This window comes from Streptomyces drozdowiczii, from assembly GCF_026167665.1.
Classification (GTDB): Bacteria; Actinomycetota; Actinomycetes; order Streptomycetales; family Streptomycetaceae; genus Streptomyces; species Streptomyces drozdowiczii_A.
Genome location: NZ_CP098740.1, coordinates 2,565,167 through 2,581,986 on the forward strand (window position 1 = coordinate 2,565,167; position 16,820 = coordinate 2,581,986).

At 71.8% G+C, this 16,820-nt stretch carries 13 protein-coding genes and 3 pseudogenes; 4 read left to right on the forward strand and 12 right to left on the reverse strand.

What is annotated here, in order from left to right:
- Positions 1-194 precede the first annotated feature (194 nt).
- The 8 genes and pseudogenes from NEH16_RS11380 to NEH16_RS11415 all read right to left on the reverse strand — a co-directional run bounded on the left by NEH16_RS11380 (position 195) and on the right by NEH16_RS11415 (position 7,133).
- A complete protein-coding gene (locus tag NEH16_RS11380) occupies positions 195-1,082 on the reverse strand; it encodes a DUF5936 domain-containing protein (RefSeq protein WP_265541791.1) in 888 nt (295 codons plus the stop codon).
- Positions 1,083-1,099: 17 nt separating this feature from the next.
- A pseudogene (locus tag NEH16_RS11385) lies at positions 1,100-2,037 on the reverse strand (type II secretion system F family protein).
- 41 nt (positions 2,038-2,078) lie between these two features.
- Complete coding sequence (locus NEH16_RS11390; RefSeq protein ID WP_265541792.1) at positions 2,079-3,419, reverse strand: CpaF family protein; 1,341 nt, start codon at positions 3,417-3,419, stop codon at positions 2,079-2,081.
- Between the two features lie 45 nt (positions 3,420-3,464).
- The gene (locus NEH16_RS11395; protein ID WP_265541793.1) at positions 3,465-3,833 is read right to left on the reverse strand and encodes a TadE/TadG family type IV pilus assembly protein; all 369 of its coding nucleotides are present in this window, start codon (positions 3,831-3,833) and stop codon (positions 3,465-3,467) included.
- On the reverse strand, positions 3,827-4,231 hold the full coding sequence (locus tag NEH16_RS11400) for a TadE/TadG family type IV pilus assembly protein (RefSeq protein ID WP_265541794.1): 405 nt from the start codon (positions 4,229-4,231) through the stop codon (positions 3,827-3,829). Before NEH16_RS11400 ends, NEH16_RS11395 begins: the two co-directional genes overlap by 7 nt.
- A 23-nt stretch (positions 4,232-4,254) precedes the next feature.
- A pseudogene (locus NEH16_RS11405) lies at positions 4,255-5,501 on the reverse strand (AAA family ATPase).
- 7 nt (positions 5,502-5,508) lie between these two features.
- On the reverse strand, positions 5,509-6,222 hold the full coding sequence (gene cpaB, locus NEH16_RS11410; RefSeq protein WP_073964234.1) for a Flp pilus assembly protein CpaB: 714 nt from the start codon (positions 6,220-6,222) through the stop codon (positions 5,509-5,511).
- A gap of 65 nt (positions 6,223-6,287) precedes the next feature.
- Positions 6,288-7,133 carry a hypothetical protein gene (locus tag NEH16_RS11415; RefSeq protein ID WP_265541795.1) on the reverse strand — a complete coding sequence of 282 codons (846 nt, stop codon included), beginning with the start codon at positions 7,131-7,133 and terminating at the stop codon, positions 6,288-6,290.
- Between the two features lie 370 nt (positions 7,134-7,503).
- On the opposite strand from NEH16_RS11415, the gene NEH16_RS11420 reads away from it, so the two are divergent.
- The 3 genes from NEH16_RS11420 to NEH16_RS11430 all read left to right on the forward strand — a co-directional run bounded on the left by NEH16_RS11420 (position 7,504) and on the right by NEH16_RS11430 (position 11,523).
- Positions 7,504-9,171, forward strand: a complete 1,668-nt coding sequence (locus NEH16_RS11420; protein WP_265547150.1) for a chitinase — start codon at positions 7,504-7,506, stop codon at positions 9,169-9,171.
- A 178-nt stretch (positions 9,172-9,349) separates the two neighbouring features.
- Entirely contained in the window at positions 9,350-11,107 is a 1,758-nt protein-coding gene (locus tag NEH16_RS11425; protein ID WP_265541796.1) for a serine/threonine-protein kinase, read from the forward strand.
- Entirely contained in the window at positions 11,026-11,523 is a 498-nt protein-coding gene (locus NEH16_RS11430) for an LppU/SCO3897 family protein (RefSeq protein ID WP_265541797.1), read from the forward strand. The genes NEH16_RS11425 and NEH16_RS11430 overlap by 82 nt, the downstream gene beginning before the upstream one ends.
- Before the next feature lie 15 nt (positions 11,524-11,538).
- On the opposite strand, the gene NEH16_RS11435 is transcribed toward NEH16_RS11430, so the two are convergent.
- The 4 genes and pseudogenes from NEH16_RS11435 to NEH16_RS11450 form a co-directional block, all read right to left on the reverse strand.
- Positions 11,539-13,014 (reverse strand): GntP family permease, encoded by a 1,476-nt coding sequence (locus tag NEH16_RS11435; RefSeq protein ID WP_265541798.1) that lies wholly within the window; start codon positions 13,012-13,014, stop codon positions 11,539-11,541.
- 106 nt (positions 13,015-13,120) lie between these two features.
- Complete coding sequence (locus tag NEH16_RS11440) at positions 13,121-13,531, reverse strand: RidA family protein (protein ID WP_018100981.1); 411 nt, start codon at positions 13,529-13,531, stop codon at positions 13,121-13,123.
- Between the two features lie 6 nt (positions 13,532-13,537).
- The gene (locus NEH16_RS11445) at positions 13,538-14,296 is read right to left on the reverse strand and encodes an IclR family transcriptional regulator (RefSeq protein WP_265541799.1); all 759 of its coding nucleotides are present in this window, start codon (positions 14,294-14,296) and stop codon (positions 13,538-13,540) included.
- A pseudogene (locus tag NEH16_RS11450) lies at positions 14,293-15,304 on the reverse strand (sugar kinase). Before NEH16_RS11450 ends, NEH16_RS11445 begins: the two are co-directional and overlap by 4 nt.
- Before the next feature lie 194 nt (positions 15,305-15,498).
- Between NEH16_RS11450 and NEH16_RS11455 the strand changes: the two are divergent.
- Positions 15,499-16,788, forward strand: a complete 1,290-nt coding sequence (locus tag NEH16_RS11455; RefSeq protein ID WP_265541800.1) for an alanine racemase — start codon at positions 15,499-15,501, stop codon at positions 16,786-16,788.
- The last annotated feature ends 32 nt before the right edge of the window (positions 16,789-16,820 follow it).

Here is a 16,820-nt window from a genome sequence, read left to right on the forward strand (position 1 = left end):
GCCCCCTCCGATTTCGACCGACCGGGAATCGGTCGTTGGTCGATGCCGATGAATAAAGCGGCGGTGATCCGCTGATGGGATATGCCCGGCGCGATCACATCCATCACCTTCACCTCCCGCCCGCTCAGCTCCGAATGTCCCACAAATGGCCCCGGTGCGCGGCATTTCGTAGTGACCGATCTGCTGACTTGGGCTCAGCTGCCGAAGATCTCGTTGATGTTCACGTTCGCGGCGTAGTAGAACCCGACCGCGATCAGGATGATCGTGCCCGGGAGCATGAAGCTCGTGACGATCAGTGTGGCCTTCGGGACCGCCTTGGAGGCCTTGCGGCGGGCGTTCTGGGCGTCCGTGCGGCGCATGTCGTTGGCGATCTGGATCAACGTGTCCACGATGGGCGCGCCCAGTTCCTCGCCCTGTTGGAGCGCGGAGACGAACATCGAGACCTGTTCGGACTCGTTGCGGCGGCGGAGCTGGTCGAAGGCGTCGCGTCTGCTCACGCCCATGTCCATCTGGCGCAGGGTGATGCGGAGTTCGTCCGACCACGGCCCGGTGTACTTCTCCGCCACCCGCTCCAGCGCCTGCCGGAAGCCGAGGCCGGCCGAGACGACGACCGCGAGGACGTCCAGGAAGTCGGGCAGGGTGCGCTCGATGTCGTCCTTGCGGCGGGCGATGGCCGCCCGGATGATCACGTCCGTCCAGAACAGGCCGTAGACGAGCAGGATGACGGCCAGCACCACCTGCCCGTTCATCAGCATCGCCAGGGCGGCGAGGATGCCGAGCCCGCCGAAGACCGCGCGCCGGGCGGCGTAGCGGTCGACCGTCAGGCCGCGCGGATTGCCCGCCATGTCGAGCTTCCGGCGGATCCGGTCGACCCGTCTGGGGCCCATCAGCGACAGGACCCGTGGCGCGTACCGCATGCCGATGCGGTCGATGGCCGAGCCGGCGGCGCTGGTGCGGCTGGCGCCGACCTCCAGGGCGAGCGCCAGGTCGCCGGGGAGCTTGGCGTCCGCGCGGTACATGCGCACGCCCTGGAAGACGCCGAGGACGGCGAGTCCCAGGACGGCGGCGAGCAGGATCTCCATGGGTGTCCTTCCGGCCCTCAGATGCGGACGCGCGTCAGGCGGTTGATCAGGAAGAAGCCGAGGGCGTACAGCCCGGCGGCGACGACGATCGCGATGCGGCCGGGGGTCGCGGCGGCCATGTCGTCCAGCGCGCCGCCCCGCATGGTGTTGATGAGGAGCAGGAAGAGCAGCCCGAGCACGGGGACCGCGACGGCGGTGACCTTCACCTGGGAGAGGAGGGTGGTGACCTCGCGCCGGGTCTCCTTGCGCTCCTCCAGCGTGTTGGTGAGGTTGCGCAGCGAGGAGACGATGGTGCCGCCCGCCCGGTTGGAGAGGATGAGGGTGGAGACGAGGACGGTCAGCTCCCGGGAGGGCAGCCGTTCCACGAGTTCGTTGAGGGCGTCGTCCAGGGAGTGGCCGATGGCCAGGCGGTCCGCGACCCGGCGCAGCTCCTCGTGGGCAGGGTCGTCCAGCTCCTCGACGGCCATGGAGATCGCGGTGCGCAGGGCGAGTCCGGCCTGCGTGGCGTTGGCGAGGACGCGGGTGAGTTCGGGGAGCTGGCTGATGAACGCCTCGGTGCGTTTGGCGCGCTGCCAGTTGAGGAACGCGTTGCCGCCCCAGGCGCCGATCAGGACCGCGAGGAGCCCGAAGAACGAGGCGAAGACGGCCGCGGTGACGAAGTAGAGCCCGAGCAGGGCGGCGACGACGTACACCGCGTACTCGCCGGGCGTCAGGTCGAGCCCGGTGACGGCGAGCTTCCGCTCGATCCGCTTGCCGAGGGCGGTCCGGCGCAGCCTGCGGTCGACGGACCGGAAGCGCCGGACGCGCCCCTCGATCGCCGGGGGCCGGTCCGGGAGAGGCGGTCGATGAGCGCCCGCTGCTGTTCCCTGCCGGAGGCGTAGACATGCAGGCCGATGACGGCGAGCACACAGGCGATCAGGGTCACGCCGACCGTCAGGAGCGGCAGGTTGTCCATGTCGGGAAGCGCCTTCCGAACGAGGGGCGGGGGTGAGGGGGTCAGGCCGTCGGCGTACGGGTCAGCAGCTGCTCGTCCGTATGGGCGACCCCGAACGCCGGCGGGACCGTCTCGTTCGCCATGTAGAAGCGGTCCGCGACCCGGCGCGGCACGGGGAAGTACGCGAACTGCCCGTACACGCGCCCGTCCGCCGCCATCGGGAGGGCGTCGAAGCGGCAGACGGAGACGATGCGGTAGTCCTCGCGGCCGTACGAGTCCACGACGGCGATCTCCGTGACGCGGCGGGAGCCGTCGCCGTGCCGGGTCAGCTGGATGATGACGTCGACGGCGCTGTTGATCTGGTCGTGGATCGCGGCGAACGGGATCTCGACCTCGGACATGGAGCTGAGGGTCTGGAGCCGCATCAGCGCGTCCTCCGCGCTGTTGGCGTGGACGGTGGCGAGGGACCCGTCGTGGCCGGTGGACATGGCCTGGAGCATGTCGAGCGTCTCGCCGCCCCGGACCTCGCCGACGATGATGCGGTCGGGCCGCATGCGCAGGGAGTTGCGGACGAGGTCGCGGATGGTGACCCGGCCCTTGCCCTCGACGTTGGGCGGCCGGCTCTCCAGCGTGATGACGTGCGACTGCTGGAGCCGCAGCTCGGCGGAGTCCTCGATGGTGACGATGCGCTCGCCGTCGGGGATCAGCCCGGAGAGCGCGTTGAGCAGCGTGGTCTTGCCGGTGCCGGTGGCGCCGGAGACGATCACGTTGAACTTGGCGCGGACGAAGCCGGCGAGCAGCAGCAGCATGGGCTCGTCCAGCGAGCCGAGCGCGATCATCTCCTGGAGCGTGAAGGCGCGGGGGAAGCGCCGGATGGTGAGGATCGGGCCGGACAGGGAGAGCGGCGGGATGACGACGTTGACGCGCTCGCCGGAGGGGAGCCGGGCGTCGACCATCGGATTCGACTCGTCCACGCGGCGGTTGACCGTGGAGACGATGCGTTCGATGGTCTGCATCAGCTGCTCGTTGGAGGAGAAGCGCATCGGGAGGAGTTCGAGGCGGCCGCCGCGCTCCACGTAGACCTGTTCGGGCCCGTTGACCATGATCTCGCTGATGGAGGCGTCCTCCAGGAGCGGTTCGAGGATGCCGAGGCCCAGTGCCTCGTCCACGACCCGGCGGATGAGCTGGGAGCGTTCCACGGAGGACAGGACGGGGCCCTCACGGCTGATGATGTGGCCGAGGACGCGTTCGAGCCGGGCCCTGCGGTCGGCCGCCGCGAGGGCGGACATCTCGGCGAGGTCGATCTCCTCCAGCAGTTTGGCGCGGTAGGCGCCGACGAGCCGGCTCTCCTCGCTCATCCCGTTCGCGGGTTCGGGGCTGGTGATGCGCGCCCGCAGGCTCATGTGATCGACTCCCTCGTTTCCTGTGGCCGCATGGTCGGTTCCGGGTCAGTCGCTCGGCATCGTGGCGCTCTTCTCGACGGAGCCGAAGGAGAACATCGGCAGCAGCGCGGGGATGGAAACCCGCACGGTGACGGTCACCGATTCCGCGCCGGCCCCGGTGCTGACGGTCGCCCCGTCCGCGAGCCAGCTGCTCATGGATGCCCGGGCCACCGCGCCCGCCCGGCCCTGCTGGTCCTCCGTCGACGCCACCCGGGCCGCCGCCCGCGCGGCCGTACCCGCCTGCTGGGCGGCGTAAACGGCGATGCCGAGCTGCGCCACGGCGAGCGCGACGACGAGGAGCAGGGTGAGCACACCCACGTACTCGATGGCGGCCTGCCCGCGCTGCCGGGAGCCGGAACGGCGGCGGGTCACCATGAGTCCCGCCGTTCGTTCCGGGCGCTGGCCTCGCCCGTGGCGTGCATGGGCACGCTGAACGCCCCGGGGAACAGCAGGGGCACGTCCACGCGCACCTTGACGCTGACCAGCTCGCCGGAGCCGCCGCAGCTGACCACATGGGCGCTCCAGCCGCCGGGGACGTCCTCGCGGACCGCCCGCGCGCAGGCGGCGGCCTGGCTGCCCTCCGCGACGGCAGCGGCCCGGACGGCCTTGTCGGCGGCGTTACCCGCGAGGATGTACGTGTAGCAGACGAGCCCCGCCTGCCAGAGCAGGGCGAGGGTGAGGAGGATCAGGGGCAGGGTGCCGACGAACTCGATGGCGGTCTGGCCCCGGTCGGAGCGGGCGTCACGGCGCACGTCCGCGCGTAAGAGGTTCATGGCGCTGCACTCCCCCTCGGTGTTCATTTCGCCCGCGCCCGCCGGCCGCCCGACGGGCCGCGCTCACCCTTCAGCCTGCCCCCTCGGGCGGCCGCTTCCGCGTTCTTGACCAGACCGAGGTCTGCGGCCACCCCCAGAGGGCCTGCTTCACGGTGGACTTGGCGTCCAGGTCCTGGAGGCGTCCGGCGTCCACGACGCCCTGGAGTTCCTTGAAGTTGGCCGGAACGGCGATCCGGGCGACCTTGGTGGCGGTGATCTTCTCGATCAGCGCGGGCTGGATCTCCGTGTGGCGGGTGTGCCGGTTGACGAGGGTGATGGTCTCCTCGGCCTTGCGGACCTGGAGCCGGTCCCAGAGCCGGACCATGCGCTTGGCGGCCCGGACGGTGATCACGTCCGGGGTGGTGACGAGGACGGTGCGGTCAGCCATTTCGACGGCCGCGGCGTTGGCCGAGTTCATGTACGTACCGCAGTCGACGACCACGACCTCGTAGCGGTGGCGCAGGGCGCTGACGGTCTGGCGTACGACCCGGTCGGTGACGTCCTCGCCGCGCTCCCCGTCGGCCGGGGCGAGCAGCAGGGCGACGCCGGACTCGTGGTTGTACAGGGCGTCCTGGAGGACCCGCGGCGAGATGTCCTGGATGCCGGCGAGGTCGACCACGGACCGGCGGAACTGCACGTCGAGGTAGGAGGCGACGTCCCCCGACTGGAGGTCCAGGTCGGCCAGTGCGACGGTGTGCCCGGAGGCGGCGGCGGCCAGGGCGAGCTGGACGGCGGTGACCGTGGTGCCGACGCCGCCCTTCGCGCCGCTGACGGTGACGACGGTGCCGCCGGGTCCGGTGTGCAGCTCGGCCCCGGCGCCGAGGTGGCGGCGGACGCCCACGGACCAGCCGGAGGCGGCCTGGACGCGCTGCGCCAGCTCCTCGTACGAGAGGGGCAGGCCGACCAGGCCGCGGGCGCCGGAGTCCATGGCGGCGGAGTAGAGCCCGGGGCTGGTGTCGGCGGTGACGAGGACGACGCCGACGGCCGGGAAGCGCAGGGCCACTTCCCGGATCAGCTCCAGGGCCGGGACGGGGCCGATCCGTTCGTGCACGAGGACGACCTCGGGCAGCTCGTCCAGGGATTCGGCGGCGAGCCGGGCGAGGGTGTCGAGCAGTGAGGTCGAGTCGCCGAGCGGGGCGGCGGGCTCCGCGTCGGGGAGCTGGCCGAGGAGCCCGGAGACGGCGCGGGCGGCGTCGGCGTCACCGACGGCCGGGAGGATGCGTGTGCTCATCCGGTCCTCACTTGTTCTTGTCTTCGTCGAGGTCGTAGCTGCCCTCGCCCGGACCCAGGGTGGTCGGGCTGCCGGCGGGGAGCAGGGCGAGGCGTACGTGTTCGGCGAAGGACTCCGCGTAGGCGACGCGCTGGGCGTCGTCGGTGTCCAGGGCGAAGGTGATCGGCACGGCCTCGGTGGTGCCGGCGCCGCGGTCCTCCGGCTTGGGTTCGAGCGAGGTGAGCCGGCCGACGTCGATGACCCGGGCGTTGGCGACGATGACGCGCGAGGTGGGCTTCTCCTTGTCGGTGCGCCCGGCGAAGGTGGCGTAGATGTTGACGAGGTTGCCGGGCCTGATCTTGCCGGCGACACCGGTGGCGGCGTCGATCATGATGGCGATCTCCTGCTGCCCGCTCTTCAGCTTCGGGCGGTCGACCAGCATGTCTTCCTGGAGCAGGGAGCCCGGGTGCAGCTCGGTGACGGCGATCTTGCCGCGGAGCGCGGAGAGGTCGGTGACGGCGCTCTTGGAGAGCCAGCGCTCGGGCATCGAGATCTTCTCGAACTGGTCGGCCTCCAGCGGCTTGTAGGGCGCGATGGTGGACTTCACCCGGTACGCGGTCACCTCGGGGCCCACCTTCGAGTTCACGTCACCGATCACCCAGAGCACACCGGCGAAGGCGGCGAGGGCGCACAGGACCGACAGGACGAGCAGGATGACGCCGCGGCGTTGCCGTGAATTCATGGGCGGAGCGACCTCGTTGGGGTATGGGGGCCGACGGTCTTTGCGGTACGGGGGACCTCAGGGGTTCAGGGCGGCGGGGCCGCGCGTGCGGTCCTCGGGCGGGTGCAGGGGGCGTTGCAGAGGCCGCAGCGGTCGCCGATGAGTTCGTTTCCGCACCAGGTACATACCTCCCTGCGCACCGAGGCGACCAGTTGGTAGATCAGTGAGATGTCGGGCAGATAGGCCACGAACTCGATCAGCTTCGGGGTGCCCCACCAGCCGGGGGACTCGTCGGGCAGGACGGCCTCGTGCACCGTCTGCACCTGCCACGCGCGGGCCAGCGTCCCGGTCACCCACTCCGACGGGGACTGGCCCCGGGCGACGAGGAGATGCGTGGCGAAGCGGGGGCCGGTCAGCTCCCCCGTACCGACCCTGACGAGCTGGGGCTCCGGGTTGGCGAGCACGCCGAACTGGGAGCCGGGGACCCAGGACTTGGCGTGCGACTTGAGGCTGACGGGCACCCGGTCGAGCCGGGCCACGGAGTGGAGCAGCGCCCCGGCGTGCACGTAGTGGGACAGGAGCCGCGCGGCGGAGGCGATCACCCCGGCGCTGAAGTCGCAGACGGACAACTGCCGTAACTGGCGCACCAGTACGGCCACACCGAGCGGCGGCAGGTCCGACTTGAGCAGGGCGATGCGGTCGCTCTCCAGGATCGCGCGGACGGTGTGCAGCCGGCGCTCGTGCGCGGCGGGAATGCCCGCCGGATAGACGGCGATGACGTGTCCGTGCTGCTCCAGGAGGAGCCGCATGTCGTCCAGGGCCTGGTCCAGGGACTGTTCGCCGGGGCCGCGCAGGACGACCGCGGGGGGCGTCTGGCGGTCCTGCGGAGGCAGCACGAGGCCGGGACCGGTCACTGCTATGGCTGTCGGCACGCCGCTCCCCGTTCCTCGGGCCGCCGCGCACGGCCGCACTCGCTCCCCCGGGTGCTTCCGCTCGGATGCTCCCGCCTGAGCACTTTATCCACGTACGGCAGGACAGAGAACACTTTCAAGAAGCCTGCGGAACACGGGTGATGAGGCGTTCGGCGGCTCCGGCGGGACCCGAGACCGCCAGAGGTCTTGACAACTTGATTGGTCTGGACCAGTTTATCGGCCAGCGGTGGCCACCGTTCATCGATTCCACACCCCCGGCACCCCCGTGTCGTCCCCCGCCATCCCCGACTCCCCCCGGAGGCAGCAAGTGGATCGTTCCCCCGCCCCGAGCCGCGGAAGACGCCGCACCCGCCCGCTCCTCGGCTCCGCCATGGCCGTCGTCGCGGCCGGCGCCCTGACCCTCACCGGGCTCGTGACCAGCGCCGAAGCCGCCGACGTCAACGTCGCCAAGAACGCCGGCTTCGAATCCGGCCTCGCCAACTGGACGTGTACCGGCAACTCCGGCACCACCGTCTCCTCCCCCGTGCACGGCGGCACCTCCGCCCTCAAGGCCACCCCGGCCGGCCAGGACAACGCCAAGTGCTCGCAGACCGTGGCCGTCAAGCCCAACTCGACGTACCAGCTCAGCTCCTGGGTCCAGGGCAGTTACACGTACCTGGGCGCCAGCGGCACCGGGACCACCGACGTCTCGACGTGGACGCCCGGCTCCACCGGCTGGACGCAGCTGAAGACCAGCTTCACGACCGGCGCGAACACCACCTCCGTCACCGTCTACACGCACGGCTGGTACGGCCAGGCGGCCTACCTCGCCGACGACGTCCAGGTCACCGGCCCCGACGGTGGCGGCGGCACCGACCCCGGCCCGTCGATCCCCGGGGCCCCGGCCGGACTCGCGGTCGGCACGGCCACCTCGTCCTCCCTCGACCTCTCCTGGAACCCGGTGTCCGGCGCGACCGGCTACACCGTCTACAAGGACGGCGTGAAGGCGACCACCTCCACCGGCACCTCCGCGACCGTCACCGGTCTCGCGGCCGACACCGCCTACCAGTTCGCGGTGACCGCCACCAACGCGGCCGGCGAGTCCGTGAAGTCGGCGACGGTCAGCGGCCGGACCGCCAAGTCCGGTTCCACCAACCCGAACCCGGGCACCTCGGTGCCGAAGCACGCGGTCACCGGCTACTGGCAGAACTTCAACAACGGCGCGACCGTCCAGAAGCTCAGCGACGTGCCCGCGAACTACGACATCATCGCGGTCTCCTTCGCCGACGCGACGACCACGCCCGGCGCCGTCACCTTCAACCTCGACTCGGCGGGCCTGAACGGCTACACCGTCGCCCAGTTCAAGGCCGACATCAAGGCGAAGCAGGCGGCCGGCAAGAACGTCATCATCTCGGTCGGCGGCGAGAAGGGCTCGGTCTCGGTCAACAGCGACGCGTCCGCGACCAACTTCGCCAACTCCGTCTACGCGCTGATCCAGGAGTACGGCTTCAACGGCGTCGACATCGACCTGGAGAACGGCCTCAACTCCACGTACATGACGAAGGCGCTGCGTTCGCTGTCGCAGAAGGCGGGCTCCGGCCTCGTCATCACGATGGCCCCGCAGACCATCGACATGCAGTCCACCGCGGGCGAGTACTTCAAGACGGCGCTCAACATCAAGGACATCCTGACCGTCGTCAACATGCAGTACTACAACAGCGGTTCGATGCTCGGCTGCGACGGCAAGGTCTACTCGCAGGGCTCGGTGGACTTCCTCACCGCGCTCGCCTGCATCCAGCTGGAGGGCGGTCTCGACCCGTCGCAGGTCGGCCTCGGCGTCCCCGCCTCCACGCGGGGCGCGGGCAGCGGCTACGTCGCCCCGTCGGTCGTGAACGCGGCCCTGGACTGCCTGGCCAAGGGCACCAGCTGCGGCAGCTTCAAGCCCTCGAAGACCTACCCCGGTCTGCGCGGCGCGATGACCTGGTCGACCAACTGGGACGCCACGGCCGGAAACGCCTGGTCGAACGCGGTCGGCCCGCACGTCCACGGCCTCCCGTAAACCACATCCCCATGACCAGCAGCGCCGCCGCTCCCCCGGCGGCGCTGCTGCGTGCGCATACCGGTCCTCGATACCGGTAACGCAACAGTCGTGTACGGGAGTTGGCTCGCCGCATGGCTGTGCGCGCCCGGACGTGGCACCGTGGTGGGGCGCGGTGCTGGGCGACGGGGGGAGTGACATGGCCGGGGCGCGGATCGAAGCGCTGGGCGGGGACGATCCGGTGACGCTCGGGCCGTACCGGCTGGTCGGGCGGCTGGCGTCCGGCGGCATGGGCCGCATCTACCTCGCCCGGGCCGGCGGCCGGGACCTCGTCGCCGTGAAGACGCTCCTCGCGGAGGGCCGGGTCAGCGACACCGACCGGCGGCGCTTCGCCCGCGAGGTGGCGGTCGCCCAGCGGGTGGACAGCGCCTACACCGCGCGCGTACGGGACGCCGATCCGGACGCCGAGCGGCCCTGGATGGCCATCGACTACATCGCCGCGCCCTCGCTCGCCGAACTGGCCCGCTCCTGCGGGGTGCTGCCCGCCTCGGCCGTACGGTGGATCGCGGCCGGCACCGCCGAGGCCCTGGTCACCCTGCACGGGGTGGGGATCGTCCACCGCGACGTGAAGCCGCAGAACGTGCTGCTGCCGCTGGACGGGCCCCGGGTCATCGACTTCGGCATCTCGCACGCCAGCGACCTCACCCTGACGGGCCTCACGCTGGGCACGATCGCCTTCACCTCGCCGGAGCAGGCGCGCGGCGAGGAGTCCACGGCCGCCTCCGACGTGTACTCGCTGGGCGCCACGCTCTTCCTGCTGGCCACCGGCCGCGCGCCCTACCGCGCGGACGGCGACACGCTGCGGCTGCTGGCCCGGGTGCAGCGCGGCGAGCTCGATCTCACCGGGCTGCCCAAGGAGCTGGTCGCGACGATCCGGCCGTGCCTGGCCGTGCAGCCCCGGCACCGCCCGACCCCCGCCGAGCTGCTGGCCCGCTTCCGGGAACAGCAGGCCGGGCTGCCGATGACGACGAGCGGCACGCGCTGGCTGCCGCCGCGCTGGACGGCGCTGATCGGCGCGTACGCGCAGCAGGGCCTGGAATGGGCGGGCGGCCCGGCCCCGGGCGGCCCGTCGCACACCCCGACCGTGACGCAGCGGACGCGCGCGGTGCCGAAGCCGCCCCCGACGCTGGTGTACTCGCCGCAGCGGCAGGCCCGGGCCGACCGCGACCGCACCCGGCGCGAGATGGCGGCCCTGGCCCAGCTGGCCGAGCGGCAGCGCGCGGAGCGGGAGCAGTCGGAGCGCGAGGAGGCGGAGCGCCTTGCCCGGGTGCGGGCCGAGCGGGAGGAACGCGAGCGCGCGGAGGCCGCGCGCCGCGAAGCCGCGCGCCGCGAAGCTGCCCGTCTGGAGGCCGAGCGTGCGGCGCGGGTGCGGGCGGCCCAGGAGCGGGCCGACCGCGAGCGCGCGGAGCAGGAGCGGGCGGCCCGGCAGCGCGCGGAGCGGGAGCGCGCCGAGCGGGAGCGCGCCGAGCGGGCGGCCCGGGCGCGGACCACCTCGCCCGCCCCGGCCCCCGTCCCGGCGGGCCCGCGCACCGGCTCGTCGTCCTCCGGCGCGTCCGCCCTGGGCTGGCTGCTGGCCCTGGTCGCCGTGGCGGGGCTGCTGATCTGGCAGCCGTGGGAGAAGGCGGGCGGAAGTTCCTCGTCGGGCGGCAGCGCGTCCGGCTCCGTCACCTCGGGCAGCGACCTGGACACGCACGCGGACGACAGCACGACCGCCGACACGGACACGTCGGCCGGCGACACCGACGACACAGCCACCGAAGACCCGACACCGACCCCGACCCCGACCCCCACCCCGACGCCCACCCCAAGCCCACCATGGACTCCACCGACCGCGCCTTCGCCGCCGTGCACGCGGGCGACTGCCTCGACGTCTACAACGACGGCCACGACAACATGAGCGCGAGCCGCCCGATCCGGGTGAACTGCGGCGCCTGGAACGCGTACATGCACGTCAACCGGGTAAGCACGCGCACCGGCGCGTCCGGCTCCTGCGACACGGGCGCCGGTTTCACCTGGTGGAGCCGGTCGGGCGACGACGGGATCACGCGGACGCTGTGCCTGGACCGGGTGTACAAGGCGGGCCAGTGTTTCCCGGCCGACGTGAACGGGGAGACCAACGCGGACCTGACGGTGGTGTGGCGCTGCAACGCGTCCAAGGTGCCCAAGGCGGGCCAGTCGATCCTGCGGATCACCGGCTTCTACCGGGCCCCGAAGAAGGGCCAGAACTGGACCTGTCCCGCGGGGCCCGGCGAGCGGTTCTGGTACTGGCAGGTCAATCAGGGGCGCAGCATCATCTGCGCCTCGGCCGCCTGACTCGTACCCGTACGGCTAGATCACCAGGCTGAGCAGCGCGGCGACGGCGAATCCGGCGACCGACAGGACGGTTTCGAGCACGGTCCAGGACTTCAGGGTGTCGCGTTCGGAGATGCCGAAGTACTTCGACACCATCCAGAAGCCGCCGTCGTTGACGTGCGAGGCGATGATCGAGCCGGCCGAGATGGCCATGATGATCAGCGCGAGGTGGGCCTGCGAGAAGCCCTGGTTCTCCACGAGCGGGACCACGATGCCCGCCGTCGTGACGATGGCGACGGTCGCCGAGCCCTGGGCGATGCGCAGCACGGCCGAGATCAGCCAGGCGAGCAGGATGACGGGCAGGCCGACGTCGTTGAAGGTGTCGGCGAGCGCGTCCGCGATGCCGCTGCCCTTCAGCACGGCACCGAAGATGCCGCCCGCGCCGACGACGAGCAGGATGTTTCCGACCGGCTTCAGCGAGGAAGTGGACACGGACTCCAGGGACTTGCGGGACCAGCCGCGCCGGATGCCGAGCAGGTAGTACGCGAGGAGCAGCGCGATCGTCAGGGCGACGAAGGGGTTCCCGAAGAACTCGATGACCGAGCGGCCCGTCGAGGGGTCCATCGCGATCGAGGAGAACGTGGCGGCGAGGATCAGGATCAGCGGGGTGCCGATGATGGCGAGCACGGTGGAGAGCGCGACCGGCTCCTCGCGCGGGGTGACCCCGGCGGCCCGCTGCTCGGCGACGACGGCGGCCTTCGCCTCCTCGGCGGCCTCCACCATGTCCTGCGGGACGTCCACGAAGATCCGCTTGCCGATCCAGGCGGCGTAACCCCAGGCGGCGAGCACGGACGGGATGCCGACGAGGGCGCCCATCAGGATGACCCAGCCGAGCGAGACGTGGAACAGCCCCGCGGCGGCGACCGGGCCGGGGTGCGGCGGCAGGAACGCGTGGGTCATGGAGAGCCCCGCGAGTAGCGGCATGGAGTACAGCAGGATCGATTTTCCGGACCGCTTGGCGGCGGCGTAGACGATCGGCGCGAGGACGAAGATGCCGACGTCGAAGAAGACCGGGATGCCGAAGATCAGACCGGTCAGGCCCATCGCGAGCGGGGCGCGCTTCTCACCGAAGAGCCGCAGCAGCCGGGCGCTCAGCACCTCGGCGCCGCCGGAGACCTCCAGGATCGCGCCGAGCATCGTGCCGAGGCCGATGATGATCGCGACATGGCCGAGGATGCCGCCCATGCCGGATTCGATGACGGAGACGGCGGCGGACTTCTGCACGGTGCCGAAGAGTTCGGTGACCGAGAGCCCCGCGCCCAGGCCGACGGCTATGGAGACCGCGAGCAGCGCGACGAACGGCTGGAGCCTGACCTTGATGATCAGGAAGAGGAGGAGCGCGATACCGAGGACGGCGACGGTCAGCAGACCGGCGGTGCCGTCGATGAGGAGAAGGAGTCCACCGGTGTGGGGTGGCGTCTCGGGCGGGGTGGGGCCTGCGGCGAGCTGCATGGGTAACTCCGTTGTTGGTCCATGTTCTTGGGCAGGGGGGACCGCGGCACGGCGCCTTGGGGATGTACGGCGCCGTGCCGGGCGGGGTGCGGATTACGGGGATGGCTCAGCCCAGGACGGCGAGGGCGTCGATCTCGATGAGGAGGCCCTTCGGGAGGCCGACGTAGACCGTGGTGCGCGCGGCCGGGGCCTCCTTGAGGTTCTGTTCGGCGAAGTACGCGTTGTAGATCTCGTTCATCTCGGCGAAGTGGTCCACGTCCGTGAGGTAGACGCGCATCATCATCACGTCGTCCCAGCTCGCGCCGCCCTCCTCCAGGATCGCCTTGACGTTGGCGAACGTCTGGAGGGTCTGCTCGCGCAGGGTCGGGCCGGCCGGGGTGGGCGCCTGGCCCTCGACGGCGGGCAGGAAGCCGACCTGGCCGGCGACCTGGAGGATGTTGCCCTTGCGCACGCCGTGCGAGAACTTCGCGGGCGGGGTGGTGTGGGTGCTGGGGGTGAGCGCGGTCTTGTCGGTCATCGCTGATCAGACTTTCTTGGGTCGGTTGCTGCCGGAGTACTCCCGGCTGATGGTGTCGGCGGTCCGACGGACCAGGGGGAGCAGGGTGAGGAGTTCCTCGGCCGTGACGACCACGTTCGGCGCGGAGACCGACATCGCGGCGACGACGCGCCCGTCGGCGCCGCGAATGGGGGCGCCGACGCAGTTGATGGACTCCTCGTGGCCGCCGAGATCGGTGGCCCAGCCCTGTTCGCGTACGGCGGCCAGCTCCTTGAGGAACGCGGCGGCGCCGGGCGTCGAACGGGGCGTGTACATGGGGTAGTCGAGCTTGTCGGCGATGGCCCGCCGCTCGGTCTCGCTCAGGTCGGCGAGCAGCAGCTTGGCCACGGCGGCGACGGTGATCGCGACGGGCTTGCCGATCCGCGAGTACATGCGGACCGGGTAGCGGCTCTCGACCTTGTCGATGTAGAGGACCTCGTTCTCCTCGTACACGGCGAGGTGGACGGTGTGCCCGCACTGCTCGTTCAGCTCGACGAGGTGCGGGTGGGCGATCTCCCGTACGTCGAGGTTCTCGACGGCCTCCTGCGCCAGCGCGAACAGCCGGGCGCCGAGGCGGTAGCGCTGGTCCTGCTGCCGGTAGACGAGCCCGTGCTCGTGCAGCGTACGGAGCAGGCGCAGCGCGGTGGACTTGTGGACGCCGAGGCGGTCGGCGACCTGTCCGAGGTCGGCGGGCCCCTGGGCGAGGAGCGGCAGGATGCTGAGCGCCCGGTCGACGGTCTGACTCATGTCGTACGTACCTCCGTGTCGTCCCCCGTCCACCCGGGGCCGAGACGCAGTCTCCCCCAGGCGTCGTCGTCCAGTGCGGCCAGCCGGTCGGCGTGCTCGCGGGCGGGCGGTGCGGTGAGGTCGCCGGGGACGGTGAGGACGGCGGCGGCCATGAGGTGGCCGTGCCTTGCACGCTCCCGCGCGGAGAGTCCCCGCAGCGTGCCCGACAGGAACCCGGCGGCGAAGGCGTCGCCGGCGCCGACGGGGGCGACGACGTCCACGCGGAGGGCGGGGACGTGGGTGACCTCATCAGCCCCGCCGGCGTTTGAGGCGCGGGGTCCGGGGCGGAGCCCCGGTTCCTGGGAGAACACCGTCACGCCGTCGGCGCCGCGCTTCACCACGACCACCCCCGGCTCCGGCAGCGCCTCCCGAATCGCGGCGGCGCCCACGACCCCCACGCCGCCTCCGCCTCGTCCTCCCCCACGAACACCACATCCGCCCGCCGCGCCAGCTCCAGCAGGACCGCAGGGGACTCCCCCGCCACAACCCCGGCCGGTAGTTCACGTCGAACGAGATCAGCGGCCGCCCCACGCGCGGAGCGGTCAGCTCGTGGAGCAGCGCCAGGCAGTCCGCCGACAGGGCAGCCGTGATGCCCGACAGGTGCAGGATCCGCCCGGCGGGCAGCCCGTCGCACGGCACGGTGGCCGGCGACATCGCGGAGGCCGCGGACCCGGCCCGGTAGTACGCCACCTCGTGGACATCCGCGGCCCGGTCCGTGGCCGTACGGAAGTAGATCCCCGTCGGCCGCGAAGGATCGTGCCGTACGAAGGACGTGTCCACGCCGTACGCGGCGACCGCCTCCACGAGGTGGTCGCCGAAGCCGTCCGCGCCGACCCGGCTCACCCACGCCGCCCGGTGCCCGGCCGCGGCCAGCGCGCAGGCGACGTTGGACTCGGCGCCGCCGATGCCCCGGTCGAAGGACGGCACGTCGGCGAGGCGCCCGGGCCGTGAGGGCAGGAACGTCACCATGGACTCACCGAGGCACACGACATCGGCGGGCGTCGTTCCGGACACGCGGGGCTCCTCAACAGTCGGGCGGCGGCACCGGCACTCATCCATTGACCGGGCGTCGGCTCGGATGTTAGACAGCCCTGAGCGATATACGCAATGGGTGTTGCACATGTTGCAATACCGAATGACCGGACCCGGACCGAGGAGACCCCATGGCCGCCGCGCACCACGTGACCGCTCTCGCCGACGAACCGGTCGACCACCGGTTCAAGGGCCTCCCGCCCGACGCCGAGGGGCTGACCGTCGGCGCCCTGGCGGCCGAGCGCCGCGACCTCTTCGGCGGCGGTTTCACGACCCCCGTCCTCGCCCTGTCCGCCGAGTCCGTCGAGCACAACCTCGCGCTCCTGGAGACGTACGCGGAACGCCACGGCCTCGCCTTCGCCCCGCACGGCAAGACGTCGATGTCCCCGCAGCTCTTCGCCCGGCAGCTGGAGCACGGCGCGTGGGGCATCACGGCCGCCGTTCCCCACCAGGCGCGGGTCTACCGGGCCTTCGGGATCGGCCGGATCTTCCTCGCCAACGAGCTGGTCGACGCCGCCGCGCTGCGCTGGCTGGCGGGCGAGCTGGACGCCGACCCGGACTTCGCCTTCGTCTGTTACGCGGATTCCGTGCGCGGGGTCGAGCTGATGGACGAGGCCCTGCGCGCGGCGGGCGCCTCCCGCCCGGTGGACGTCGTCGTGGAGCTCGGCGCGGGCGAGGGCGCGCGCACCGGCGCCCGGACCGAGGCGGACTGCGCCGCCGTGGCGGACGCGGTGGCCGGGGCGCCGACCCTCCGCCTCGTCGGCGTGGCCGGTTACGAGGGCGAGGTCCCGGACGCGGACGGCGACCGGGTCCGGGCCTGGCTGCGCCGGCTCGTCGCGCTGGCGGCGGACTTCGACGCGGCGGGCCGCTTCGGCGCGCTGGGGGCCGGCGAGCGCATCGTGATCAGCGCGGGCGGCAGCGCGTGGTTCGACGCGGTGGCGGACGTGTTCGCCGAGATCCCGCAGCTGTCCGCCCCCGTACTCAAGCTGCTGCGCTCGGGGGCGTACGTCTCGCACGACGACGGCCACTACCGCCACCTCACGCCGTTCAACCGCGTCCCGGAGGAGGGCGCGCTGCAGCCGGCGTTCCGGCTGTGGGCGCAGGTCGTGTCGCGCCCGTCCGCGGAGCAGGCGTTCCTCAACGCGGGCAAGCGGGACGCGGCCTACGACCTGGACCTGCCCGAGGCGCAGGTGGTGCGCTCGGGCCGGGACGGCTCGGTGCGCCCGGCCGAGGGGATCACCGTGACCGGCCTGTCCGACCAGCACACCTGGGTGCGCACGGACGAGGGCGCGCGCCTGGAGGTCGGGGACTGGGTGGGGATGGGCCTGTCCCACCCCTGCACCAGCTTCGACAAGTGGCAGCTGATCCCGCTGGTGGAGGCGGACGGCACGGTCACCGACTTCGTCCGCACGTTCTTCTGAGCACATCAAGCCCCTCCGGCGATTGAGGAGCG